At 51.4% G+C, this 25941-nt stretch carries 20 protein-coding genes; 17 read left to right on the plus strand and 3 right to left on the minus strand.

Translation table 11 applies throughout. The features are described 5' to 3' along the window. Positions 1–16: 16 nt before the first annotated feature. Both trhO and ACFQ0N_RS24170 read right to left on the minus strand, forming a co-directional pair. Positions 17–919, minus strand: a complete 903-nt coding sequence (gene trhO / locus ACFQ0N_RS24165) for an oxygen-dependent tRNA uridine(34) hydroxylase TrhO (protein ID WP_379331106.1) — start codon at positions 917–919, stop codon at positions 17–19. 33 nt (positions 920–952) lie between these two features. Then, complete coding sequence (locus ACFQ0N_RS24170) at positions 953–1594, minus strand: helix-turn-helix transcriptional regulator (RefSeq protein ID WP_379331108.1); 642 nt, start codon at positions 1592–1594, stop codon at positions 953–955. Between the two features lie 314 nt (positions 1595–1908). On the opposite strand from ACFQ0N_RS24170, the gene ACFQ0N_RS24175 reads away from it, so the two are divergent. The 8 genes from ACFQ0N_RS24175 (at position 1909) to ACFQ0N_RS24210 (ending at position 12431) form a co-directional block, all read left to right on the plus strand. Beyond that, positions 1909–3636 carry a sensor histidine kinase gene (locus tag ACFQ0N_RS24175; RefSeq protein ID WP_379331110.1) on the plus strand — a complete coding sequence of 576 codons (1728 nt, stop codon included), beginning with the start codon at positions 1909–1911 and terminating at the stop codon, positions 3634–3636. After that, positions 3611–5236, plus strand: coding sequence for a response regulator (locus tag ACFQ0N_RS24180; protein ID WP_379331112.1), 1626 nt, complete (start codon positions 3611–3613; stop codon positions 5234–5236). The genes ACFQ0N_RS24175 and ACFQ0N_RS24180 overlap by 26 nt, the downstream gene beginning before the upstream one ends. Positions 5237–5337: 101 nt before the next feature. Continuing rightward, the gene (locus ACFQ0N_RS24185) at positions 5338–7068 is read left to right on the plus strand and encodes an extracellular solute-binding protein (protein WP_379331114.1); all 1731 of its coding nucleotides are present in this window, start codon (positions 5338–5340) and stop codon (positions 7066–7068) included. 80 nt (positions 7069–7148) lie between these two features. Next, positions 7149–8048 (plus strand): ABC transporter permease, encoded by a 900-nt coding sequence (locus tag ACFQ0N_RS24190; RefSeq protein WP_379331415.1) that lies wholly within the window; start codon positions 7149–7151, stop codon positions 8046–8048. 25 nt (positions 8049–8073) lie between these two features. Then, positions 8074–8958: a carbohydrate ABC transporter permease gene (locus tag ACFQ0N_RS24195; protein ID WP_379331116.1), complete on the plus strand. Its 885-nt coding sequence runs from the start codon at positions 8074–8076 to the stop codon at positions 8956–8958. A 134-nt stretch (positions 8959–9092) separates the two neighbouring features. Then, positions 9093–9662 (plus strand): nitroreductase family protein, encoded by a 570-nt coding sequence (locus tag ACFQ0N_RS24200; RefSeq protein WP_379331118.1) that lies wholly within the window; start codon positions 9093–9095, stop codon positions 9660–9662. A 162-nt stretch (positions 9663–9824) separates the two neighbouring features. Next, the gene (locus ACFQ0N_RS24205; protein WP_379331120.1) at positions 9825–10304 is read left to right on the plus strand and encodes a MarR family winged helix-turn-helix transcriptional regulator; all 480 of its coding nucleotides are present in this window, start codon (positions 9825–9827) and stop codon (positions 10302–10304) included. A 765-nt stretch (positions 10305–11069) separates the two neighbouring features. Further along, positions 11070–12431 carry a serine hydrolase gene (locus ACFQ0N_RS24210; RefSeq protein WP_379331417.1) on the plus strand — a complete coding sequence of 454 codons (1362 nt, stop codon included), beginning with the start codon at positions 11070–11072 and terminating at the stop codon, positions 12429–12431. Between the two features lie 82 nt (positions 12432–12513). Here the strand turns inward: ACFQ0N_RS24210 and ACFQ0N_RS24215 are convergent, their stop codons facing one another. Then, positions 12514–15681, minus strand: coding sequence for a beta-galactosidase (locus tag ACFQ0N_RS24215; RefSeq protein WP_379331122.1), 3168 nt, complete (start codon positions 15679–15681; stop codon positions 12514–12516). A gap of 154 nt (positions 15682–15835) precedes the next feature. Here ACFQ0N_RS24215 and ACFQ0N_RS24220 point away from each other — a divergent pair, with 154 nt between their 5' ends. The 9 genes from ACFQ0N_RS24220 (at position 15836) to yqeH (ending at position 25933) form a co-directional block, all read left to right on the plus strand. Beyond that, entirely contained in the window at positions 15836–16912 is a 1077-nt protein-coding gene (locus tag ACFQ0N_RS24220; protein WP_379331124.1) for a LacI family DNA-binding transcriptional regulator, read from the plus strand. Positions 16913–16976: 64 nt separating this feature from the next. Next, the gene (gene spoVAC / locus ACFQ0N_RS24225) at positions 16977–17465 is read left to right on the plus strand and encodes a stage V sporulation protein AC (protein ID WP_379331126.1); all 489 of its coding nucleotides are present in this window, start codon (positions 16977–16979) and stop codon (positions 17463–17465) included. A 1-nt stretch (position 17466) separates the two neighbouring features. After that, entirely contained in the window at positions 17467–18477 is a 1011-nt protein-coding gene (gene spoVAD, locus ACFQ0N_RS24230; RefSeq protein ID WP_379331128.1) for a stage V sporulation protein AD, read from the plus strand. 2 nt (positions 18478–18479) lie between these two features. Next, positions 18480–18830, plus strand: a complete 351-nt coding sequence (gene spoVAE, locus ACFQ0N_RS24235; protein ID WP_379331130.1) for a stage V sporulation protein AE — start codon at positions 18480–18482, stop codon at positions 18828–18830. A 153-nt stretch (positions 18831–18983) separates the two neighbouring features. Then, the gene (locus ACFQ0N_RS24240) at positions 18984–19940 is read left to right on the plus strand and encodes an AAA family ATPase (RefSeq protein ID WP_379331132.1); all 957 of its coding nucleotides are present in this window, start codon (positions 18984–18986) and stop codon (positions 19938–19940) included. Positions 19941–19946: 6 nt separating this feature from the next. Then, on the plus strand, positions 19947–21182 hold the full coding sequence (locus tag ACFQ0N_RS24245; RefSeq protein ID WP_379331134.1) for a DUF58 domain-containing protein: 1236 nt from the start codon (positions 19947–19949) through the stop codon (positions 21180–21182). Positions 21183–21184: 2 nt separating this feature from the next. Beyond that, positions 21185–23398, plus strand: a complete 2214-nt coding sequence (locus ACFQ0N_RS24250) for a DUF4129 domain-containing transglutaminase family protein (protein WP_379331136.1) — start codon at positions 21185–21187, stop codon at positions 23396–23398. Positions 23399–24149: 751 nt separating this feature from the next. Beyond that, a complete protein-coding gene (locus ACFQ0N_RS24255) occupies positions 24150–24815 on the plus strand; it encodes a YqeG family HAD IIIA-type phosphatase (protein ID WP_379331419.1) in 666 nt (221 codons plus the stop codon). Then, complete coding sequence (gene yqeH, locus ACFQ0N_RS24260; protein ID WP_379331138.1) at positions 24812–25933, plus strand: ribosome biogenesis GTPase YqeH; 1122 nt, start codon at positions 24812–24814, stop codon at positions 25931–25933. The genes ACFQ0N_RS24255 and yqeH overlap by 4 nt, the downstream gene beginning before the upstream one ends. Positions 25934–25941: the final 8 nt, after the last annotated feature.

Raw genomic sequence — 25941 nt, forward strand, 5'->3', positions numbered from 1 at the left:
TTATCTTATACACTGCTTAACCGACAGTGAGCTGCGCATCATGCTCTTTGCAAGCAGGGGAGCAATACTGCTCATGCACCTCATCGCAGGCCTCGCAGCAAATATGCTGGCGATGGCAAGTATCGTCCGCACAGTTGATATAGCGGTCGGAAGGCTGCCCGCAGTGATAGCAGCGGCCGACAACAATATCCTCGTCCGTATGGTTGATCGGCACGGAGATGCGCTCGTCGAACACATAGCACTTGCCATCGAACAGGCGTCCCTGCACCTCGGGATCCTTGCCGTATGTGACAATGCCGCCTTCCAATTGAGAGACGTCCTGGAAGCCCTCTTCAATTAGAAAAGCTGTAAGCTTCTCGCAGCGGATCCCGCCTGTACAATAGGTGAGGATCGGCTTGTCCTTCGCATCCTTCAGGTTCGCGCGAACCCATTCCGGAAATTCGCGAAATGATTCGACCGACGGACGAATCGCGTTGCGAAAATGACCAAGATCGTATTCATAATCATTGCGTCCGTCAAGAATAACGACATCCTCGCGCTGCAGCTTATCGTAAAATTCCTTTGGCGCGAGCCGTTTGCCGCTCACTTTATTCGGATCAAGAGGCCGGTCGTGACGCAGCGTTACAAGCTCTTTTTTGGGGCGGACGAAGATTTTTTTGAAGGCGTGCTCATCCGCTTCGTCAATCTTGAATACCATGTCGGCGAATAGCGGATTACTGTGCATATGGGCCATATAAGCGTCAGTCTGTTCGACCGTGCCGGACAATGTTCCGTTAATGCCTTCCTCGGCAACTAATATGCGGCCCTTGACGCCAAGCTCCTTGCAATAAGCCAAATGCTCGGCAGCGAATTGCTCGTATTGATCGATATGAACATATTTGTAGTACAGTAAAATGCGATATGGGTGATTTTCGTTCATTTTATTTCTCCAACCTTTATTTGAAATTAGTCATCATTGTTTTTTTTCTTTTGCCCTTTTTATGCGATAGACGCATTTTTGGCCGCCTTTGGCCAAGCACTCCGTCCGCGTTACATCAGCGCCGAGCAAGGAGCGGAATAGATTCAGCTCGCATTGGCAGGCCTGTCCGTATTCATTCGCTACATCGGAGATAGGGCAGTTGTACTCCTGCAGCACAAATTCATCCGGCCCTTCCTGCTCGTAGTGAACCATATAGCCGTTTTCGTTTTGAATCCGGGCTAACTGAGACACTCGATCGGCTAGATCTTTATTATGCATCGCAGCAGTGTATTTATTAAAAAGCCCTTCCTGCCGGCGTTGAAATAGCAGGTTGATCATCTCATCTCCGGATTCCCGGCCTAATTCGCCGAGTAAGTCGAGGGCAAGCGTTTGATATTTTTTGGGGAAAAATTTGTCGGCTTGCGGCGTAAGGCGGTACATTGCCGTAGGCCGTCCCATCGCTTGGCGCAGCGTTCGGGAATCGATGTATCCATCCCGTTCGAGTGCATCTATATGTCTGCGAACAGCCATCCCGGTAATCCCCAGCTGTTCTGCGATCGTTTTGGCGCTCAGTTCCCCGTTAGTCTTGAGCATATGAATAATATGTTCACGCGTGGAAAGGGAGCTCTCCTCCATCAAAGTCAACACCTCTGTTCGCTTTACCTGTATTACGCTATCATAACATGTTTTAGAACGGCTGTCCTCTTTGCAGGGAAAGTGGATGCAATCCCGGGCGACAGATCGGGGAATTACAGGATGAAAATGGCGGCAAGAAAAAAGGGCAGCTTCTTCTTGGCGCCATCTTCTGAGGGTTCCACTCTATAAAAAGCATAGAGGTAATTATTATTCTAGCATTTTATTCAACATAATCAATGGATATTTATAATAAATCGCTTATGCAGGAACAAATAAAGCGGCATAGAATATCCTCTCATTCGCTATGGAAAGGGGTGTTCGATCTGAGAATTGTTACGGAATCGCCGCGTAATTCAATCTTTATCAAAATTGTGTTGACGTTTCTGGCTTTGCTGGCACCGATGTATGCGCTGAATATGTATATGAATGAATCCGGTCAGCGCTCGGTGCGGAATGAAATTGTAAGCTCGATGAATGCCAAGGTCGAGCTGTATGTCAATTTGATTGAATCGGAATTTCAGCGTGTCATTAAACAGATTGAGGCCTATGTCAATGACGATGATTTAATGAAGCTGAGCACGGCTGCCGGGGTGATGAGCGATATTGAGCGTACAGACAAGGTGCTGGCGCTCAAGAGCAAGCTGGATTTGGTTATGAACTCGAACAGCTTTGTCGAAAATGTCACCGCGTTTATTCCGCTGCTGAACCGCAGCATTTCATCTCGCGATAATGCGATCACGGCCTTCAACGTGGCCCAATATGAGGCGTTGTCGGTACCGACGAACCGGTTCGAATCCCCTTATTTGGTATGGGAGGACCGGATTTTTATCAGTATGCCGTATCCCGATCCGCCGGCCACGGGCAAGAAGAAACCGATTTTTTTATTAACAGTGGAGATATCGAAGGCCGAATTGCGCAATGTTCTGCGCCAATTTACAAATAATGGCGAGAGCGCGGTGTGGAATGACAACCACAAGCATTGGAGCATTTCAAGCGATGATGGCATGGTCCCTTCCGAAGCGGACAGAGAGCAATATTTGGCAATCGCGAAATCATCCGGCAAACTTGATGCCACGCTGTCGATCTTTATGCCCAAGCGTTATATTTTCGGTTCGCTTGAGCGGTACCGGATCTGGATGCTGTTATTGACGCTGCTGGCAATCGTTATTGTCGTGTTCTTTTCTTTCAGCATTTACCGCATTATTCAGCGGCCGCTGCGGACATTGCTCCGCTCCTTTAACAAAGTTGAGCAGGGAAATTTGAATACGGTCGTGCATTACCAGTTTAAAGATGAGTTCGGCTTTTTATTCAACCGCTTTAATATGATGGTGAAGGAGCTGAATGTGCTTGTGCATGAAGTGTACGAGCATAAGTACCGGCTGCGGCTGGCCGAGCTGCGGCAGCTGCAATCTCAGATCAACCCTCATTTTTTGTATAATAGCTTTTTTATTTTGCATCGGATGGCCACTTTGCAGGACAACGACAACATTGTACGCTTTACGAAATATTTGGGCGAATATTTTCAATTCATTACGCGCGACGGGATGGAGGAAACGACTTTGCAGATTGAGGTGAAATACGCCCAAACCTACGCGGATATTCAATCGTTTCGTTTTGGCAAGCGCATTCAATGCCGGTTTGAGGATCTGCCGGCCGAGTTTCATGACTTGACCGTCCCGCGCCTGATTTTGCAGCCGCTGCTTGAAAACGCCTATGACCATGGGCTGGAAAATACGATGGCGGACGGACGCATTACCGTTCAATTTGCCCGCGAAGGGGAACGATTTGTCATTGCTGTCGAGGATAACGGGACCGAGATGAATGAAGCGCGATTGCAGCAGCTGCGGCTGCATTTGAAAAATGCCGAGCAATTGTCGGAAAGCACGGGGATGCGCAATGTGCACCGGCGTTTGCAGATGAAATACGGGACAGGCTGCGGCTTGACGCTGAAGAGCGGCGATCGGGGCGGGTTGCGTGTCGAAGTTAGATTACGTTCTATACAGGAGGAGGATCAGCATGTACCGGCTTTTAATCGTGGATGATGAGCCATATACCGTGGATGGCTTGCACGAGATGCTGCAGGAAAGCGGACTGGAAGATCTCGATTTGTATCGGGCTTACTCCGCTTTGGAAGCGATCGAGTGGCTGAACAGGGTCAAAATCGATCTCGTTTTAAGCGATATCCGGATGCCGGGAATGGATGGGCTGCAGCTTCTGCGGGAAATTCGTGCAAGATGGCCCCGCTGTAAAGTTGTATTTTTGACGGGAATGAACGATGCCCACTATGTCAGACAGGCGCTTCGGGATGGCAGCATCGACTATATCTTGAAAACGGAAGGCGATGAGCCGATCATTCAGCGTATTCGCTCGGCGCAGGCAGCGCTGGAGGTGGAGCTGCACAATGATCAGTTTTTGCAGCAGGCGCGGGCGAGAATACGACAGGCGGTTCCCGATTTGCGTCATAGCTGGTATCAGCGCTTGCTGTTGTACGGCGGGGAATATGCGGGCCTTTCCCAGCATCGTCTTGATGAGCTGGAATCTTCGCTTGTCGTAACTGAGCCTTTACTGACGGTGCTGATGCGGATCGACCGCTGGCCGGAGGGTAAAGAAGGAACGGACCGCCAACTGCTGCTGTATGCGATTGAAAACATTACAGCAGAATGGCTGGCCGATGTGCGCTTGCAGTCTGTATTGCTTGAAGACAGCTATTTTATGCTGCTCATTCAACCGGTGCGCAATGCAGACAACCAAGCCGTCACGGATGAGCTTGAGCGGGCGGCGCTGCGTTTTGTTAAAGGGACGCTGGAGACAATTCAGGAATCTTGCGCCCAACTGCTGAAGCTGCCCGTATCCTTCATCTGCAGCCATCATTTTGTGGCATGGGAGCAGCTGGTGGAGCGCTATTTGCTGCTGCGGCAGCAGCTTGTGCTGGGCATCGGAACGGGCGAGAGCATGCTGCTGCTGGCAAAGCGGGAAGAGGAGCCGGCAACCGCGCATGGCATGAACAGCGGCATATTGCGGGAAAGGCTGGATGCTGCGCTTGAAGGAGGTCGCCCTGAGGAAGCAAGAGCGGTTATTGCCTCGTGGTTCAAAGGAATTACGGAATACTCCCATTACCTGGAGGCCTATTACACAGTCGCCAACCAGTTGATTGGCATAATGAACCGTATGGACTGGATCAAGCAATTGGAAAAAACGATCAAGCTGGAGCAGCTGATGAATATACAGGCGCACGCAGCGCGCCAGCAGGCTGTACTCTATTTGCAGGATGCGGCAGAACGGCTGGCCGGCTTCAAGCAAAGCCTGCAGGAGGAGCGGACAGACCGGATCGTCGAGAAGATCAACAGCCATATTCGCGACCATATTCACGGCGATGTGTCGTTGACAGCGCTCGCGGAGGTCGTCTATTTGAATCCGGCATACTTGTCCGTCTTGTACAAACAGATGACCGGAGAAAATATCTCGGATTATATTACGCGCTTCCGGCTGGAAAAAGCGACCAGGCTGCTGCAAAGCTCCCCGCTGAAAATCCATGAAGTTGCTGCGGAAATCGGCTTTGACAATGCCGGCTACTTTACCCGCTTTTTCCGCAAGCATCTGGGGGTAGGGCCGCAGGAGTACCGGGAAAAAGCAAATGTCTAAACAAAAGAGAAGGAATCTATAATTTGTTCCATTTAGCTGCAGCATTGTTCTCCCTATACTGAAAATACAGTAGCAAGTTAGAAAAAAGAGGAGGAATCAGGATGAGACAATTAAGCACTAAAAAGCGGGTCGCAGCAGCGATAGCTTCACTAATGTTAATTGTAAGCGCTTGCTCTAGTGGGGGAGACAAACCGGCTCCTGCAGACAACGGCAACGGCAATGAGAAGAATGCTCCTGTCAATACCGGCGCAGGCGAAAAAGAAACAGCCGGCGGTGAGATTGATCCTCTTGGCAAATACGATCCTCCGATTGAAATTACGACCGTGCGGATTATTAACGATACGTACCGCTTTGCCGAGGGCGAGTCGATCGACAATAACGCATGGACGCGCACGCTTAAGGATAAGCTGGGCATTACGGTAAAAAACAAATGGGTTGTAAGCGGAGACGGGCCTGGCGGACAGGGTGAGCAAAAAATGAATGTATCGATCGCCTCCGGCGACTTGCCTGACTTTATTCCGGTCAATGCCAGGCAGCTGCAGCAGCTTGTTGAAGCCGATATGCTGATGGACATGACGGAGATATACGAAAAATATGCAGCGCCATTCACGAAGGAAATTATGAATCAGGATGGCCCCAATGCGCTGGCTTCGGCCACCTTTGACGGGAAGCTGATGGCGATTCCCAATACCGGCTCCTCTATGGATGGAGCGGGTATGATCTGGGTACGCAGCGACTGGCTGCAAAAGCTGAATCTCCCTGAGCCGAAAACGATGGATGACGTGTTTGCCATCTCTGAAGCGTTCACGACAAAGGATCCGGACGGCAACGGTCAAGCGGATACGATCGGCCTGTCGCTCAATAAAGATTTGTATGGCGGCTATGCCGGAATTGACGGTTTTATGATCGGCTATCATGGCTATCCGCAGCAGTGGATCAAGGACAACTCCGGCAAGCTGGTCTACGGCAGCATCCAGCCGGAAATTAAAACAGCGCTGGCCAAGCTGCAGGACTTATATAAAAAGGGGCAAATCGATCGCGAATTTGGCGTTAAGGACGGCGGCAAGGCCGCTGAATTTGCCGCATCCGGCCGCGTAGGCATGCATTTCGGCAGTATGTCCAATCCGTTATGGCCTCTCGTAGACAATAAGCGCAACGATAAAAATGCGCAGTGGCAGTCCTATCCGCTTGTTTCAGTCGATGGTCAGCCTGCCCAGCCGCGAACGAATTTGGCTGTGGGCACATATTATGCCGTGCTCAAGGATACAAAAAATCCGGAAGCCGTAATGAAAATCATCAATTTATTTATCGAAACGGGCTGGGGGAAATCGACAACCGCTGAAAACTATGCCGAGCACTTTACCAAGGACGGCTTTGAGCGGCATAAATATATTCCTTTCCAGGCATGGCCATCCCGCAAAAATCTCGATATTCATCTCCATATTACAGAAGCAATGGAGACTGGCGATTTCTCGAAGCTTAATCCGGAGGAACAGGATAATTACAAACAAATTAATGAGTTTTTACAAGGGAAGGAAGGCTCTGAGCTCGGCTGGGGCTATGAACGCATTTTTGGCAAGGACGGCTCCTTCAAGACAATCAATCAATATGTGTCCAATGATATGCTGCTGGCCAATGAATTTTATGGCGCACCGACGCCAACGATGGTCGAGAAAGATTCTACATTGAAAAAGATGGAGCTTGAAGTATTCTCCAAAATTATTATGGGCGCTCCGCTTGATACCTTTGATAAATTTGTCAGCGATTGGGGCAAGCTTGGCGGTGATGCGATTACAGAGGAAGTAAACGCTTGGTACGCCGAGCGGCAGTAACGCTGCCGGCGAATGAATGGCTGCCGGAGGAAGGCATGTCTTCCTCCGCTGCCTTTCACAAACGTAGAGGAGGCGGCAACATGTTGCGAAGATTGAAATCCCCTTATTGGCCGCTGCACCTGATGCTGCTGCCGGGCCTAATTTTTGTGTTGGTGTACAGCTACGGTCCAATGCTGGGCATTGTGATCGCTTTTCAGAAATTTATGCCGGCTAAAGGCATTTTTCATTCGCCGTGGTCGGGCTGGGACAATTTCCGTTATGTGCTCGATATGCCGGACGCGATGCGGATTTTAAAAAATACGGTCATAATTGCGCTGTTAAAAATTATTGCAGGCTTTATTGTGCCGGTCGTCGTCTCGCTGCTGCTCAACGAAGTGCGTAAAGATCTGTTTAAGCGCAGCTTTCAAACGCTGATTTATTTGCCGCATTTTTTATCCTGGATTATACTCGGCGGAATTTTAATCGATGTCTTGTCGCCTTCAAGCGGAATCGTCAATCAGTTTTTGGGGCTGTTTGGCATCGAACCGATTTATTTCCTTGGCGACAATTCCTGGTTTCGGCCGGTGCTGGTTATATCGGATGTGTGGAAGGAATTCGGGTTTAATACAATCGTCTATTTGGCGGCGCTTACCGGCATTAGTCCGGCGTTGTATGAAGCAGCCATTATGGACGGGGCGGGGCGCTGGAGACAGACCTTTCATATTACATTGCCTGGCATGCTGCCGATTATCGTGCTGACGATGACGCTCGCAATGGGGAATGTGCTGAATGCCGGCTTCGATCAGGTGTTCAATCTATACAGCCCGCAGGTGTATGAATCGGGCGATATTATTGATACCTTTGTCTACCGGATCGGCTTGGTCGATGCGCAGTACGGCGTCGCGACGGCAGTCGGCTTGTTCAAGTCGGTCGTCTCCTTCACGTTCATTTCTGTCTCCTATTACTTGGCCTACCGCTTTGCCAATTACCGTATTTTTTAACTGTCAGGCGAGGAGGGAATGAAGTATGGTCGAGCGGCTCACAATCGGAAGAAAAGTATTCGTCAGTCTGAATTATACGATTTTAACGTTATTGTCGCTGCTGTGCCTTATGCCACTTATTCATGTACTAGCCATATCGTTCAGCTCGAGTGCTGCCGCTACAGGCGGCCTAGTCAAATTATGGCCGGTAGAGTTTACGCTAAGCTCCTATCAATTTGTTACTGCCAAGCCGGCTTTTCTTGCATCGCTTGGCGTCACCTTGCAGCGGGTAGGGATCGGCCTTGCCATTAATATGGTGCTAACCATTCTGGTCGCCTATCCGCTCTCCAAGGAAGTGCACAAATTTCCGTACCGGACGCTCTACGTATGGATTTTTGTCATTACGATTTTGTTTCAAGGGGGGCTCATTCCGCTTTATATGACGGTCAAATATACCGGTGTGATGGATACGATTTGGGCGCTTGTGCTGCCCGGCGCCGTTCCGGTATTTAATGTTGTACTGCTGCTCAACTTTTTCCGCGCACTGCCGAAGGAGCTGGAGGAGGCAGCCTTTATGGATGGAGCGGGCCATTTTACAACTTTGTGGCGAATTATCGTGCCGCTGTCGGCTCCCGCGCTGGCGACCTTAACGCTGTTCGCGACCGTCGGACATTGGAACGCCTGGTTTGACGGCCTTATTTTTATGAATGCCCCGGAAAAATACCCGCTGCAAAGCTACCTGCAGACTGTTGTCATCAATCGGGATATTAGTCTCATGTCGTCTACCGATATGAAATCGCTGGCTGAAGTTAACGACCGCACGGCAAAGGCGGCGCAGATTTTTTTGGGGGCGCTGCCGATTTTGCTGGTTTATCCGTTTTTACAGCGCTTTTTTATGAAAGGTATTGTGCTTGGCAGCGTGAAAGAATAAACATGGTTTGATGAAGCGGTACCGCGAACTTCCGTTGTAGCTCCCGAATGCTGCCTTGTTATGTTACGATAGAGAGGCAGCAATATGGCTTGCACAAGACATATAGAATGGGAGCTGCGGACAGGAGAGCGACAATGGAATTATTCGAAGCGATTCGTACAAGAAGATCGATTGGCAAAGTAAGCGGAGAGCCGATAGCAAAAGAAATGATCGAGCAAATATTGGACGCTGCTGTATGGGCGCCGAATCATCGCATGACAGAGCCTTGGCATTTTACTGTAATGACAGGTGAAGGTCGCGATAAATTAGGCGAGGCGTATGCGCAAATTGCCCGCGCGCAGGCAGTCGACCCCGAAGGGGAAGAAGCAGCGAAGGCGGCGGAAAATGCCAGAAAGAAAGCTTTTCGCGCGCTGGTAGTGATTGCCGTCGCCGCTGTGCCGAGCGGGCGCTCCGATCTGTTTGAAATTGAGGAGATCTGCGCAGTTAGCGCAGCTGCACAAAATATGCTGCTCGCGGCACATGCTCTTGGTTTGGGCGCAATATGGCGCACTGGCGCACCTTGCTACGACCCGCTAATGAACGAGGCGTTCGATTTACGCCCGCAGGATAAGATGCTTGGCTTTATCTACATCGGCCGGCCCGACATGGCGCCGCCTGTTCCCCGCCGCATTCAGGCAGCTGAAAAAACAGTTTGGGTGGAGTAGCGACAGATAATGCGCGTTCCTGTGGACATCATGTGTGGCGTATCTTCACAGAGGGATTAGTGAAGGTACGCCTTTGTGCATCCCTGCGCGCCGGTTGCTTTCCGGATATACGCGTGATATCATTGTTAAGGTAACTTAACTATAAAGGTTGTGAATGTTTTTGTGAAGGCTGACAATAGTGAGCTGGTTCGCCTCGTTAAAGAAATGAATGAAGCCGATTATGCAATAAATGTGATGCTGTTTCAAGCTTATGCGCATGTGTTGGACAATGAGATTACGTCCAAGCAGACGATATTGCTCGATTTGGTGCATAAGCATACGAAGCTTACCGTAAGTGAAATTGCCGAGCATATGAGCGTCACTTCAAGCGCAGTCAGTCAAATTATCAGCAAGCTTGAGAAGATGAAGTATGTCAAGCGCGAAATCAATGTGCATAATCGCCGAGAAATACTAGTATTGCTTGACGAGCGCGGAATTGAGCATGTCAAGAAGGAAGAGTGGATCGAGCAGACCATTATCGAACGTTTCTATACTCAGCTTGAGCTGGATGAAGTAGAGACCTTACATCATCTCATTTTAAAGCTGAAGCAGGTTGTGGAGCGGGAGCTGCAGCCCGGACAGCAGACGGACAGAGAAAGCTAGCTGAGGGGAGATGTCCGCTGAGCTTCTTATGGATAGGTTCGCGAAGAGGGCTGTAAGTGGGCCGTGGGAGGGCTGTCGATTAATTGTGGACATCTGTAAGCGCGGGTGAAGGGGGCTCGCGGACCGTAGATCCGTTATCTGTGAACAAAACAGCAAAAACGGCTCGCTCGCGGACCGTGGATCCGTTATTGGCCTCAAATCGCCGCGAAAACCCGGCAAAACCCGTAAATAACGGATCGTGTGTCCGACGAAACTCCGAATTGGCCGGTTTTCGTACAAATAACGGATCGTCGGTCCGAATGCCTTAAAGTTGGCCCACATTCTTGGGTGCCAAAAGAGGATCACAGGTCCGCCCCGCCCCGCTTCGCCGTCCAAAAGGACCAAATCTAACGGAAGTCACGGCCGCTATTTGCGAAAATTCGACCGATTTGAAATTGTAACGGAACTGAGCGCCGCTATTTGATGATGATGAGCACGATTTCGCAAGAAAACGTCCAATTAAGATCGCTAACTTCCGTTAGATTTTAAAAAGAGGGGTGATTGGCGAAATAAGGTCTGTGGCTTCCCTTAGATGAGCCCGCTTTGCAGCTTGCCCCTTCTTCGGGGATCAAACCGCTGACCACCGCTGCCGGCGATGAAGGCTATTAAATTTCAGGGGAAGAGAAACTTGTTCCTCGCCAGGAACGGCGTGAGCCGTTTCTCTTCGCTTTATAGTTAAGTTTGCTTAAATATTAACAAACTTTATATATTTATAGGAGCTGATAAATCATGAAAACGAAACAACAGCGATTCGATCATCTGTTTGAGGAGCTGCAAAACCAGGCGCAAATTAACGGAGTTTTTTTGGCCGCGGAGCGCGGAGAGATCATTTATGAAAAAGCGATCGGTACTGCCGAACTGGCGACTGGACGGCCGCTTACTATTGATTCTATATTCGATCTTGCATCCTTATCCAAGCCATTTACGGCGACTGCGATTATTTTGCTGCAGGAGCGTGGGCAGCTAAGCTATGATGATCTTGTAGAAAAATGGCTGCCGGAATTGCCGTACAAAGGAATAACGATCCGGCATCTGCTGCAGCATACATCAGGTTTGCCCGATTATATGGACTTATTTTTTATGTATTGGGATCGCTCAAAAATCGCCGCGAATGAGGATATGCTGCAGCTGTTGATACAGCATCGGCCGGACAGCTGCTTTGCCCCGGGCGAAAACTGGCAATACAGCAATACAGGCTATGTCCTGCTGGCGATGATTGCTGCGAAAGTGTCGGGCATGTCCTTCCCGGCCTTTATGAAGGAGCATATTTTCAAGCCGCTGGAGATGGACAGCTCATTAATATATAATCGCCGCTATCGTCCTGAGCCGATAAACGACTATGCATACGGTTATATTCATAATCCTTTTACAGACCGCTATGAGCTGCCCGATCATGTAGCGGATACAAGCTTTGTCGTTTATATGGACGGGATTCAAGGAGACGGGGTGATGAACTCCACTGTCCGCGATTTATTGAAGTTCGATCAAGCGCTGTATACAGGACAACTCATAAGCCGCGCAGCGGCAGAGGAGGCTTTTACGCCGGCTGAGCCGGGCGAGGGCAAGCCCTTTGATTACGGCTTGGGCTGGATCATTGAACAAATCGAAGGAAAAGGAAAAGTCGTAAGCCATACAGGAGGATGGCCCGGATATGCCACCGTTATGAACCGTTATATCGATTATAATAAGACCCTTATCTTTTTGCGGAATATGGAAAAAGATGTCGAGTTCGATCTAGCGATGATAAAGGCAGCTGAAAACATATTATTCGATGAGCCGTATGAGGTTCCGGTATGTCCGCCGCCGCGAGCGGTTATCGAGGCGGACCCTTCTTTATATGACAGCTTCGCGGGCCTTTATCGGTTAACGGCTCAGGAAGAGGTTACCGCTGCCATCGAAATTGAGAACGATCATCTCTATTTGCAAACGACCGGCAGTATCCGGGTCGAGTTATACCCTGCTTCGAAAACATTATTTTTTATCCGCTCCGCTCCAGTTGAAGTGGAATTTGTAAACGAGGAGAATGGAGCCGTGAATAAGTTGTTTATTATTCAAGGCGGTGAAAAGGAAGAAGCGGTCCGTATTTAAAACCATTGAGAGGGAGTTTGACAGCTAAACTAAAACAAGGATGGAGCGCAATTCAGCTTTCCGCTCCATCCTTGTTTTTTAATTAGTTGACTGCAACGGGCAGGTTGCGGTAAACCGCAATAAGCTGGCCTTCTGCATCAGTGGCAAATAACAGCGAGCGTTCTGATTCTAATGTAAAGGAATATTGTTTTCCATTCTGCGGATCGCGCACCTTGATCGATGCAGGGCAGCCATATTCGGATACAAAGATGAATAGCGAGCCTTGGGCAAACGACATTTTACGTCCATAGATGCCGTACAAGTCGCCGCCTTCCAGCCATTCCAGCTCAGCAGATACCTCTGCCAGCTGCATCGCCTGTGCATATACGGCCTTAAGCACCTCGGTTTTGTCATTCAGCTCGATCGGCAGCGGACACCAGAGCAGCTTGCCTGCGCCATGGGTCTGCTCATAAAGCCGGGCAGGCTCATTGCTATTCAGATCAGCTTGCTTGCAGCTGTCGGCGATGCGCGTGCCGCCAAAGGAAACAGGATAATACTGACCATCAACCTGCAGCATCTCTTCGCGCAATACATTCGCTAAGCCAGTGTCTGCCACGTTAAACAAGGCTTGCGCCCGGTCAGCAGGATGCCAATATTCATCAAGATCCACCGGACCGGTAAACAGCAATGTGCCGCCGTTAGTATAAATATGATTCATCAACTGCTCGAGCGCGCTGCTGCTGAAATTATGAGCGCTTGGAACAATAATAAGCTTAGGTACGGCATGAGCAAGCGAATCGAGATGATATTCCCCCAGTCCCCGCACATGCACATTCATTTCATAAGCTAAAGTGCGCGTTAACTTCGTTGTGGCCGCTCCAGCCAACGGACGATTGGAGAAATCGTTGGAGTAAGGGAATATAACAGCAATATCCTCCAGCTCCCGGTCCTCAAACAGATCACGCGTCTTGGCCATAAAGGCGCCGAAATCATAGGAAACGTCCGCCTCCGGCTTTTCCGAGCCGTCAGCCCGCAAAGCGCCGATATGCGATTCGTTAATATTGTTCATGTAGAAGTTAATATTCCAGATCCATTGTACAGCCCCGGCGCCGCCTGTAGAAAAAGCATACGCATATTTACGCTCCAAAATGTTGCGCAGTTCGGCCTCGCTTCGTTTGGCACGCCCGTCCGGCGTCTCTACATACATAATGCCGGTTTCTTGAATCAAATTCGGCTTTTCTGTCGCTTTCGCAAATATGCCGTCCCATACAAGATCGTCCATCTTCCACCAGGAATGAACTGTCGTATAGTCTACCGCCTCGGCATAGAAGAATGGCGACGGCCGCTGCGCTCCAAGGCCTTCGTCCTGACCGACGGTCACGAGCTGGCGCGGCTGAATGGCCCGGATCGTGTCCGTAAGCTGGCTGGCCCAGCGATTATGCATATCCATAGTGAACAACGTGTAATCGAGCCACTGCCCTCCCTTTTTCTCCGTTATTTCAGTCGTGCGGAAATTGATTTGCTCCGGTTCGGGCAGCTTGACGGCCTCGAAGGAAGGCAATTGCTCAGGCGTCATATTCCAGCGCTGCTGCAATTTCGTAATATCGCCATGACGGTTGCGCAGCCACTCGATAAAGTGCGCATGTTCAAATTTGTCTTGACAGGAGCGCGGGCCGCTGAAAATTCTTTTTGGATCAAACATCGACGGTTCATTGATTAAATCCCAGTGCACATGGGACGAATCTTTATGACGGCTTACGACGGCAGCGATGAACCGTTTCTGTGCTTCTACGCTGCGCGGGTCAAGGTAAGGGTTGACGCCTTCCCACAATTCCGGCGCAAAAGAGAAGAAATTGAACGTTACTTCCAGTTCATATCTTTTGGCTGTATGGAAGAAGGCATCGATTGCGCGCAGCACCTCTTCGTAAGGATGGCCGTCGACAAACATAATATGACGGTAAGCCGTCCAAATGCCTGTCCGAATCATGTTGATGCCGGCACGCTTCATTTGCGCCATATCGCGATCCCATACAGCGGCGTTAGGCAAAAATAAATATTTGCGCGCAACATCGCTTGTCATATAAGTCATCCCGACAATTGGCAGCGGCCGTCCTTCCTTGCGGAAGTAGTCCCGGTCGCAGCTGATTGGCTCTCCGCTCTGCAGCAGTTCCCGATCAATTCCCCAGATGCCCTGGCGCAAAATCCGCTTTTCGCCGGAATCCGATACAGCCTCGCAAATAATGACATAAAATCCGGCCTCCAGCTCCACAGGCATTGTAAACCGCTGAATGGTCAATTCACGTCCAATTGCCAGCTCGAACTCAGTATGCCATACTTCGGTGAAGCCTGAACGGTAAGTAAAGGTTGGATCGGGAGCGGCGGAATGCGCTTGATCTGCCTTTAATACGCGCAGACGGAAACTCCAGCTTGCAGCGGAATGCGAAGCGGCCGTATAATCGCGCGCTGCAGCAATCTGCTGGCCTTGAAGCATCAAAACTGCCCGTTCGCCAGGCTCGTATGCCGCATAATTCGGTTTGAGCCACAGCTCGGTCACGCCTTGCGCGATAAAGCTGCCCCATTGCTGTAAAGCTTGCAAGCCCTTCTCCGCCCAAAAACGTGCAGCAAGCTGCTGATTGATCAGTATCCAGCGGCCGCCCGAGAAGTCGCCTTTTGTATGTTCAAGCAGGATTGCCGGAGCGGAAAGCTCACGCTGCAAAGAATCGCCGCTGAGGCCGTTAAGCAGCGGATAGACGTGACCGTCCATAGGGCCGCCGGATCCCATTTCATTCGGGCAATCTTCAGCATGTGTCAAATGAAAGGCGAGTCCGTAAGTCGATTCAATATCGAATAAAGCTTCGTACTCTTCCATTAGCGGAAGGGCGGAATTTGCGCGCAGCCGGGCTACTTCTGAGCAATCGATCTGCAGCATTTCGTGGATACTCAATTGTTGATGATAAGCGGTTTGCGGCTGCTCGGGCACCCAGGAAGCGCCTATGCGGCTGACGGGTACTTTAAAGGGAGCGCCTCCTGCTGCTAGCAGCCCCTTGCCGGCTCTCACATGCTGTAATATGGCATTCCAAGCCGCTTTAGGAAAATAGGAGCCGTGCAGATGAATATAGCCGCTAACCTCACCCCCGGAGAGTGCTGCCGCGAGACCGTCTGCATCGGCCAGCGTAAAGCTGCCGCTCAGCTGCTGCAAAAATTGCTCTTGCGGTCTGGGGCCGGAGAACGGAAAGGCCGGATCGTAGAAAACAACGATATTTTTGGACATGGTACAGTGACACCATCCTTGAAATTTAATATAAACAGGAGAATAATATTGTTAGGTTTGTTAGGTTACTCTCCGTTTGTCATGCCGATAATCTAAAAGCAACATCCCGGTTTGTCAACAGTAAATTTAGGGGGAGAAAGGAGCTGGCGAAGAAATGAAAAAAATTTCCATGCAATATATCGCTGACCGGCTAGGGGTTTCAAAATATACCGTTTCCCAAGCGCTCGCCGGAAAGGAGGGGGTCAGCGAGGCGACCCGTTTAAAAGTGACCGCATTAGCCCAGGCGCTCGGATATCAGGTGCGTTCAGCTGCAGGGGCGGATGAAGCTGGCGCTTCCGAACGGGTCGTGCTTGTTGGCATGGAGGCGCGTCACATTGCCGAACCGCTTTTTTGGGCGCATGTCAAGGAAGGAATTGAAGCGGGCTGCCGGACGGCGGCAATGCATCCGGTCTTTTTTACCTTTCATGCGGGCAAATCTGCTGACTGGCTGCAGCGGCTTTTGCATAGCGAGGAATGCGCTGCGGCGGCAGGCTTTATTATTGCCGGCAATTGTCCTACCGATGCCTTGCTTCGTTTAAGCCATACGGGCAAGCCGATCGTGCTTGCCGATCATGAGGAAGCGATTATTGCTGCAGATTGCGTGCTCAATGCCAATGTCGATGCCGGAAGAATGGCATGTCATCATTTGCTGGCGCATGGGTGCCGGTCTTTGGCCTTCGTCGGACGCGATCATTATGCAGTCAGCTTCCGCGAGCGCTGGTGGGGCTGCCGGATGGCGCTGGATGACCGCAATGGCAAGCAGGCAGTATTGAAGTACGGGAGCAGATACTCGCAGGTGCCGGAAGAGGTCTTAGCTGCCGGCGCCCAGTTAAGAAAATGGACAATCAGCTATGGAACTTCAGCCTGGCAGCAGCCGTTGCGCAAAAAAATCGAGCTGGAGTCGGAACGGCTGCCCGATGGTTTTATTTGCGCGAATGACGACATTGCTTTGGAGCTTTTGGCGGCATTGAATGAAAAAGGAGTGAACGTTCCAGGCCAGACAAAGGTCGTAGGAATCGATAATACGGCGAGCGCCGGACAAGCCCGGCTGCCGCTCACATCTGTCGATTTGGGAAAAGAACGGCTTGGACTGCGGGCTGTTGAGGCTTTAAGCCGCCGTTTGGCCCGGCCGGGCGAGCCTGCAGAAAAAATTATTTTACCGGCAAACTTAGTGGTGCGGGCGACGGGATAAGAGGAATTTCCTGCATAATGAAACGTTTGACAACAAATACTTTATTTGAAAGGAGATGGCGAAAATGGCTACTACAACAGGGAAATCTAAATACAAGAAAATGACAATGTCCCCCAAGGAGTATCAGTCATTTGCTAAAAAGCGGGAGCCTTCCCGAACAGTATGGGGAAATTGTTTTCGGGCGTTTTTGGTGGGCGGGACGATTTGCTTGTTGGGACAGGTCATTCAGGATCTATTCGTATACGCGGCCGGAATGAGCAAAACCGCAGCCAGCAATCCGACGGTAGCTGTATTGATTTTAATCTCGGTTATTTTAACTTGTCTGGGCGTATACGATAAAATCGCGCAATGGGCAGGAGCAGGGTCGGCTGTTCCTGTAACCGGATTTGCCAATTCAATGTGTTCGGCCGCGCTTGAGCATCGCAGTGAAGGACTTGTGCTTGGCGTTGGCGGCAACATGTTCAAGCTGGCGGGCTCGGTAATCGTCTTTGGCGCTGTCGCTGCCTTTGTTATTAGCATCATCTACATGGTTTTAGGATTGGAGGGACATTAATATGCTGCGCGGCAAGCAAACATGGTGGTTCGAAAACAGACCTGTCATTGTCGGTGCAGCAGCAGTAGGCGGGCCTGATGAAGGACAGGGGCCGCTTGCTTCCGATTTCGATTTTATCCATCCGACACTGGAAATCAAGCAAAAAACTTGGGAAAAAGCAGAACGAACTCTTATGGAGCAGGCCGCTACCATTGCGCTGAAGCATGCCAATTTAAAAAGTGATCAATTGGAGTTCTATGTCGGCGGCGATTTATTGAACCAAATTATTAGCAGCTCCTTTGCGGCGCGGACGCTTGCCGTTCCTTACTTGGGCGTGTTCGGAGCCTGCTCGACCTCCATGGAATCGCTCGCGCTCGCGGCAATGCTGGTCAACTCAGGCGCGGGGAACTACGTTATGGCCGGCACATGCAGCCATAACTGTACAGCGGAAAAGCAATTCCGTTATCCGACGGAATATGGCGCGCAAAAGCCGCCGACAGCGCAATATACCGTAACCGGCGCAGGCGCTTCAATTATTGCGGAGACAGGCAGCGGACCGGTCGTAGAATGTGCCACTATCGGCAGAATAAAAGATTTGGGCATCTCGGATCCCTTTAATATGGGAGCGGCCATGGCGCCGGCAGCGGTCGATACCATTCAGGCGCATTTTAACGATACCGGCCGGGAGCCGAAGGATTACGATATGATTGTAACCGGCGATTTGGCGGGTGTCGGCCATCCGATTGCCAGAGACTTGCTGCTCCGCGACGGTGTGCCGATCGATCAAACCAATTTTAATGATTGCGGATTGATGGTATATGACGTGGCAAAACAAAAGGTGCAAGCCGGAGGCAGCGGCTGCGGCTGTTCGGCGGTCGTCACTTATGGTCATCTGTTCAAGCGCCTGCAGCGGGGCGAACTGCAGCGAATTTTGGTCGTTGCAACCGGAGCGCTGCTATCGCCGATCTCTTACCAGCAAGGCGAGTCTATTCCATGTATTGCCCATGCAGTAGCAATAGAAAGGGGAGGATAGCCGTGCATTTTGTTTGGGCCTTTGTTATCGGCGGGGCAATTTGCGTTATCGGCCAGCTGATGTTCGACGTATTCAAAATGACGCCTGCACATACGATGGCGACCCTGGTCGTAGCCGGGGCGATCGTAGATGGCCTGGGCCTTTACGAGCCGCTGATCAAATTTGCCGGGGCAGGTGCGACTGTGCCGATTACGAGCTTTGGCAACGCGCTTGTTCACGGAGCGCTTACGGAGTATAACCGCGATGGCTGGATCGGCGTAATTACAGGCATATTCGATTTGACGAGCGCCGGGATATCCGCTGCCATTATCTTTTCCTTTCTGGCAGCCCTGGTCGTAAGGCCAAAAGGGTAGGCTAAGGCCCGCGCCCCTATACAGAAGCGGCATTGGAGCGTCCTTTGTGGGATTCTCCAATTTTTTTGTCTGTTTATGCAGTTGTACCGTTCCTTCCATTTTAGGTAGAATAGGACTATGGTGACTTATTTCTATCATCCGGGAGGTTATTCCATGGACAATCGTAGTGCCGACTACTCATTATGCAGTGCTATACGCAGCAATTTGGAACGTTGCATCCTGGGGAAAAGGGTCGAAATAGAAAGATTGCTAATCGCTTTGCTCGCCGGCGGGCATGTGCTGCTGGAGGATGTGCCGGGTACAGGGAAGACGCAGCTGGTCAAAGCATTGGCAAGAACGATTGGCGGCCATTTCAGGCGGGTACAGTGCAATCCCGATCTGCTGCCGACCGATATTACCGGAGTATCCATCTATCATCCGCGGGATGAAGCGTTTATTTACCGTCCAGGGCCGGTTATGGCCAACCTGCTGCTTGTCGATGAAATCAACCGCGCAACGACAAAAACACAATCTGCTCTTCTGGAAGCGATGGAGGAGCGGCACGTAACAGTGGATGGCGACACCTACGATCTTCCCGCTCCCTTTATTCTCATTGCCACGCAAAATCCAATCGAATTTGAAGGCACGTATACTCTTCCCGAAGCGCAGCTGGATCGTTTTATGATGAAGCTGTCGTTAGGCTACCCTGATGAAGCGACCGAACGACAAATGGTGCTATCTGCCGATTCCTCATCGAAAGCCGACAAGCTGTTTCCTGTTGCCGATATTGAGCAGATAAGCGCTCTTATGCAGTCGGTGAGCCAGGTGCACGTCGATGAGGCGGTTGCAGATTATATGGTGGGGATCATTCGTGCGACACGCGAGCATGACGGGGTGCTGCTGGGCGCAAGTCCGCGGGCGGCGATTTCGCTTATGGCAGCCGTGAAAGCCAATGCTTTTATAAATGAACGGGATTATGTCATCCCTGATGATATCAAGGATTTGGCGGCACCGGTGCTTTGTCATCGAATTGTACTTAAGACAGAGGCGCGGATGAATGGCCTCACTGCAGAGAAGGTTGTGGAGGCGATTATCCAGCAATTAAACGTACCTGTCCGCATGGAGCGATAGGACGTTATGTTTGCAGCGATTAAAACGATGGCACGCTGGAAGATTATTGCACTTATTTATTTGATTTGCTTGTTGTTTCTGTTGTTTCAGGGCGGAAAAACGGCCTTCATGCTATTTTGTATTTTTAATGCGCTTGTCATCTATTTAATAATTGGCCGATGGAGCGGCATCGGCAAAGTATCGGGCAGCAGGAAGCTCGGGCAGGAGGGGGCTGCGCAGGACCACACGCTTGTGGCCGGAATGCGCCTTGATGTGCAGCTGAACATAAAAATACCCGGTATTTGGCCGATTCCGTTTGTACTTGTGCGCGAGCGGCTCATCCGCGCCAATGGCGGAGAGCTGCCCTTCGAGGCCTCGTATGTACCGCGATACCGGGGAGCCGGAGCTGTCAGCTACAAGACCCCTCCTTTAGAGCGGGGAAATTATCATTTCGCGGCGACGGTCTGCTCGACCCAGGATATATTTGGCTTGTTTGAGCATAAGGGAGCTTTTGACAACCCGGCGCCTTTCAGCGTATATCCGCAAATTGTTCCGATTCGGGACTGGCAGCAGTTTCGCAGCGGCGGCAAAGGGCCGTACTCAACGACAGCGATTCAGCGATCGGCAAAAGAAACGACCCAGATTAACGGTGTTCGCGAATATATTTACGGCGATCGTCTATCGCGTATTCATTGGAATGCGACCGCGAAGACCGGGCAGTGGAAATCAAAAGAATTCGAGCGCGAATCGTTGCCGCGCACCATTTTTGTGCTTGACCGTTATGAAGCGGGCTACGGCAATGGCGCGGCGTTTGAGCTGGCCGTATCCGCTGCAGCTTCTATGATCCAGTTTGCTTTCAAACGCTCCGCTTCAATCGGGTTACTATCCGCCGGTTCCGATGGGATGATGCCGGAGCAAGCGCCGAATCAATTGCAACTGATCATGAATCATTTGGTTCGGGTTCAGCCGGACGGACAAGTGCCGCTTTACCGGATGCTGCGTCAGTCGGAAGGCGCGCTTCCGTACGGCGCCTTCGTTGTCATCATCAGCCCGCAGCAAGGAGAAGAAGCCATTCTGGCAATGGAGTGGCTTGCCCGCCGCGGCGCAGCCCCGCTGCTAATTCATGTGCAGGATGGGCATGCAGCGGCTGATAATGGCGGGGGCGCGGTGAACTGGATGCAGCTGCTCCGTCGCGGAGGGATAGCCGTTCATTCGATCGGCAGCTTGCAGGAGCTTCCGGCCGCGCTGGAAGGAGGCAAATAAGTATGGCAAACCTTCAGCGAATGAAGCAGCTTTTTTTTGAAGGCTGGTACCGTAAGCTATCGGCCGTATTTGGCACAGGGATTGTCCTGGTCTGGATCAACTGCCTCGGCGACTATTGGTGGGAGGAGACCTTCGGTGTCATCCGCGCCATGCTGCTTGCAACTGCGGCAGTTGCCGTGGTCGTTCCTTGGCGCTTGCTTTCCCTTATTGTGCAGCTGGTGACATTGCTGGCCGTTAATCTTGTCTATGGAGACATATACTGGCCGCCTGCCCCTTCGTCGCAGACAATGGAGCAGGGAGCGGCCAAAGCATGGATGGCATGGTGTGGAGAAATTGCCGGTCAGATGTCGCCGATTATATGGATCAGCCTTGCCGTCTGGGCCATCGTACAGGCTGCAGTGTTTGCAGGAACCAGGCGGCTCGGAATCGTAATATTCGCTGGCGGCGCTTTATTGACCCTGCTGGTGGCTGATTCATTGTTTACGCCCATCAAATTATGGGGTGAGATTGCTTTCATCGTATCACTTTGCCTTGGCTGGCTTGTGGCGAGCCATCTCGCCCAGTTCAAGCAAAAACATCCGGACAGCTGGTATGAGCTGTTAAAGTATCCGCTCAGCTTGTTTCTGCCGATTATGCTTGTCATTGCAGTCGTTGTCGGCGCGGGGCTGTTCGTGCCGTCTATAGATCCAATCCTTAAAGATCCTTACACGATATGGAAGGAATCGCGCGGGGAGGCAGTGCCGTCGTATATTGGCGATAAAATCGGCACCGAGATTGCCCCGCCTCCTAAAGCGGCCGATGCGCGATCAGGCTACAGCCGCAATGACACGCAGCTGGGCGGCGGCTTTCAATTCGACTATTCGCCTGTTATGGAAGTGACGACGAATCAAAAAAGCTATTGGCGCGGCGAAACCAAAGCGCGCTATACAGGCAAAGGCTGGGAGGATTCTCCGGGCGAGCGAAGCGAACAAGGCTTCACAGCGATCGCCGCCGAGCAAAAGCTGCCGCTGGAGTCAGAGTCTACTGCTGCGACTACAGCAGTTGATCAAATGTTTACGATGCTGCGCGAGGAGGACAGCTACCCTATTTTGTTTGGGGCGGGGCCGATCGCCAGCGTCATTAATATCGATGGTTCGCAAGAATTACCCGCGCTGGTCTGGATGCCGCAGTCTTGGGAGCTGCACCTTAAAGATGGCCGCCATTTGCAAAGCTATGCCGTCCGTTCTGAGGTCGCGGTACTTGATGAAAATATGTTATTGAACAGCAAAATGGATCATTTATCGCTTGACCCTGCATACCTGGAACTGCCGCGCGGCTTGCCTGACCGGGTGCGCGATCTGGCGATTAGCATTACTGCGGAAGAAAAAACGCCATATGAAAAAGCGCGGGCGATTGAGTCGTATTTGCGGTCCAATTTCAGATATACGAACGAACCGGACTTATCCAAGCGGAAGAGCGACGATTTTGTCGACGGCTTTTTATTTGAAATCCAAGAGGGCTATTGTGATTATTTTTCTACCTCGATGGCAGTGCTGGCACGGTCAGTCGGCATTCCGACGCGATGGGTGAAAGGATATTCGTCCGGCACGCTCAATGAATCGGAATTTATGCGAATGCAAGGAATGCCGGGTGAGTCAGATGGACAAGGGACCTATACGGTCCGCAATTCCGATGCCCATTCCTGGGTCGAAGCGTATTTTTCCGGCTACGGCTGGCTGCCGTTCGAGCCGACGGCAGGCTTCTCCTATCCTTATGTGACGGCTTCGCAGGAGTCTGTGCCGCAAGAAAAAGAGGAGCAAACAGAGCCGGCGCCGGTCAAGAAGGAAGAGCAGGCGGTGAAGCGCTCCTTCCCGGTATGGACAATATTTGCAGGCGCAGCGGTGCTGCTGCTCGCGGCGGCCGTCTGGCGTTATCGCACGCTGGTGCAGGCATGGCGCAAATACCGCGATCGCTCGAGAACGGCCAATGAGCGCATTGTCCGCGAGACTGACCGGCTGCTGAAGCATTGCCGCCGCAAAGGGCTGGAGCGCTCGCGGCAAGAGACGGTCCGCGAAGCGGTCTTACGCTGGATCGAGGGCGCCGCTTCTTTGGAAGCTGATTTTCGCGCAGTGCTTGCCCTATTCGAAAAGGCGCTGTACAGCGGGCGGACAATGTCGGAGGATGAAGTGAGCCGCTTCGAGTCCCACGCCAGGGCAATTCGCGAACAGTTATCCTAATCGGGCAAGAGGCTGTCCTTTGAGACGGCCTCTTCTTGCTGAATGGGGTGCCCTCCCGCTAGCCACGCGGGCCCTACTGGCTTACAATTATTATTTGCGGATGATAGCGGCGGTGCCACGTGCTGTGGGGCGCCTGACGGAGACAACGCGCTCAAATGTTGCAGATTGTGCAACAAACTGATGGGGCGAACCGGGGATACCCGCGAAATGTTGTACCAAATGCAACAATCTGCCCCTCTTAGGGGCATACATGGCGATGATTGTTGCACGGCGTACAACATTTTCAGCAAATCAGGTTACAACCGGGTTCAATTGTTGTATTCCGTGCAATAATAGTACCTCAGCGCCCGTGCCAAGGGCCGAAGCGAGGGCGAAGCGGACACAAGCGGATCCGCGCGGATCCGAGCGGACTTGAGTAGGAGGCTGTCTATCAATTCTGGACATCTGTAAGCGCGGGCGAAGCGGACTGTAGATCCGTTATCTGTGAACAAACGTGTCAAATTGACGGGGATGCGGACCGTGGTTCCGTTATTTGCCTCAAATCGCCGCGAAATCCCGGCAAAACCAGCATATAACGGATCGTATGTCCGCGAACCCTACGAATGAGCCGGTTTTGACAAAATAACGGATCCTGTGTCCGCATGACTCGCAGCTGCCCGTTTCTGCGGAAAAAATCGTTGTCCACATTAAACAGCCTCCGTAGATCCGTTATCTGGCTCAAATTGCCAAGAAAATCAGGCAAAATCCGCAAATAACGGATTCTCTTTACGCGAAAACTTCCAATCGACCTGGTTTACGAGCCAATAACGAATCGTGGGCAATCGGACTTTGCAAGCAAATCCCGTTATATGGTATAGTTTCGATGATAGTGATAGCAGGGGAGTCGAAATTCATGTTCGAACGGCTGTTGCCGCATATGCGCGTCAATACCATCTATGATATCGATTTGCAGGCGCTCAAGAAGCGCGGCATAAGAGGAATTATTACCGACCTGGACAATACGCTGGTCGGCGCGAAGGAGCCGTTAGCTACGCCGGAGCTGGTTCGCTGGCTCGATGATGTGCGGGATAGCGGGTTTAAGGTAGTGATTGTGTCCAACAACAACCGGACAAGAGTCTCGAAATTCGCAGAACCATTAAATTTGACGTATATTCATGCTGCCCGCAAACCGGCTAACAAAGCATTCCGCAAGGCGCTTTCCTTGCTGGAGCTTCCTGCCGAACAGACCGTTGTCATCGGCGATCAGATGATGACCGATGTATTGGGCGGCAACCGGATGGGGCTTCAAACGATATTGGTAAATCCGGTTTCACCGGGGGATGAAGGCGTAATGACTCGTGTAAACAGACGGCTGGAGAAAATTGCCTTGGCTCGTCTGCGCAAAAAAGGGCTCTGGCCCAAGGAGGACAGCAAGTGACAAAATTGCAGCATAAGGAAGGCCGGTGTGCCGGCTGCGGCGTTCAATTGCAGAGCGAAGCGAAAGAAAAACCAGGGTACATACCGGCATCATCATTAGAGAAGGAGATAGTCGTCTGCCAGCGCTGCTTCCGCATTAAAAATTACAACGAAGCATCCTCGGTTGCGATCGATCAGGATGATTTTTTAAGGTTGCTCGGCGGCATTGCTGCGACGGACAGCCTTGTTGTGCATATTGTCGATTTATTCGATTTCGAAGGCAGCATCATCTCCGGTTTGCAGCGCTTTGTCGGGTCGAACCCTGTGCTGCTCGTTGTGAATAAAATCGATTTGCTGCCGAGAGGAACGAATTACAATCGTTTGCGCAATTGGGTGCAGAAGCAGGCGAAGGCAGCAGGGCTGCGCACGCTGGACGTTGTGCTTTGCAGCGCTAAGCGCAATATTGGCTTTGAGCGGGTAATTGAAGCGCTGGCGCAGCACCGCGGACAGCGCGATGTATATGTCGTCGGCGCGACGAATGTCGGCAAATCCACGCTGATCAACCGGCTTATTCGCGATTACAGCGATCTTGAGCGGGAATTGACAACATCTCGTTATCCGGGAACGACTCTGGATGCGGTTCATATCCCGCTTGACGACGGGCATGACATTATCGATACGCCAGGAATTGTCTATACGCACCGGATGACGGAGCTTGTGCCGCGCAGCGTGCTGCAGGCACTGCTGCCCGAGAAGGAAATCAAGCCGCTCGTCTATCAGCTCAATGCCGGGCAGACGCTGTTTATCGGCGCGCTAGCCCGTTTCGATTTTATCGAAGGGGAGCGTCAATCGTTTACGTTTTATATTTCTTCCGGCATGCCGGTTCATCGGACCAAACTGGAGCGTGCAGATGAACTGTATGCGGACCACAAAGGCGAACTGCTGGCACCGCCCAACCGGGAGCAATTGGCGGAGCTGCCGGAATGGACAAGGCACCGTCTTACAGTGCGCCGCGGAGACGAAGTGGATGTTTTCATCTCCGGCCTTGGCTGGATTCATGTGAATGGACAGACCGGTGCGCTAATCGATGTCCATGCTCCGAAGGGCGTTCGCGTTCTGTTGCGCGATGCGTTAATTTAATGTGCCGT

The sequence above is a fragment of the Paenibacillus sp. GCM10027626 genome (assembly GCF_042676285.1).
GTDB lineage: Bacteria > Bacillota > Bacilli > Paenibacillales > Paenibacillaceae > Paenibacillus_Z.

Bases quoted from the DNA above. Each gene is read 5' to 3' on its own strand.
- trhO (WP_379331106.1), bottom strand. From the start codon at position 919: ATGAACGAAAATCACCCATATCGCATTTTACTGTACTACAAATATGTT.
- ACFQ0N_RS24170 (WP_379331108.1), bottom strand. From the start codon at position 1,594: ATGGAGGAGAGCTCCCTTTCCACGCGTGAACATATTATTCATATGCTC.
- ACFQ0N_RS24180 (WP_379331112.1), top strand. From the start codon at position 3,611: ATGTACCGGCTTTTAATCGTGGATGATGAGCCATATACCGTGGATGGC.
- ACFQ0N_RS24185 (WP_379331114.1), top strand. From the start codon at position 5,338: ATGAGACAATTAAGCACTAAAAAGCGGGTCGCAGCAGCGATAGCTTCA.
- ACFQ0N_RS24190 (WP_379331415.1), top strand. From the start codon at position 7,149: ATGTTGCGAAGATTGAAATCCCCTTATTGGCCGCTGCACCTGATGCTG.
- ACFQ0N_RS24195 (WP_379331116.1), top strand. From the start codon at position 8,074: ATGGTCGAGCGGCTCACAATCGGAAGAAAAGTATTCGTCAGTCTGAAT.
- ACFQ0N_RS24200 (WP_379331118.1), top strand. From the start codon at position 9,093: ATGGAATTATTCGAAGCGATTCGTACAAGAAGATCGATTGGCAAAGTA.
- ACFQ0N_RS24215 (WP_379331122.1), bottom strand. From the start codon at position 15,681: ATGTCCAAAAATATCGTTGTTTTCTACGATCCGGCCTTTCCGTTCTCC.
- ACFQ0N_RS24220 (WP_379331124.1), top strand. From the start codon at position 15,836: ATGAAAAAAATTTCCATGCAATATATCGCTGACCGGCTAGGGGTTTCA.
- spoVAC (WP_379331126.1), top strand. From the start codon at position 16,977: ATGGCTACTACAACAGGGAAATCTAAATACAAGAAAATGACAATGTCC.
- spoVAD (WP_379331128.1), top strand. From the start codon at position 17,467: ATGCTGCGCGGCAAGCAAACATGGTGGTTCGAAAACAGACCTGTCATT.
- ACFQ0N_RS24240 (WP_379331132.1), top strand. From the start codon at position 18,984: ATGGACAATCGTAGTGCCGACTACTCATTATGCAGTGCTATACGCAGC.
- ACFQ0N_RS24245 (WP_379331134.1), top strand. From the start codon at position 19,947: ATGTTTGCAGCGATTAAAACGATGGCACGCTGGAAGATTATTGCACTT.
- ACFQ0N_RS24250 (WP_379331136.1), top strand. From the start codon at position 21,185: ATGGCAAACCTTCAGCGAATGAAGCAGCTTTTTTTTGAAGGCTGGTAC.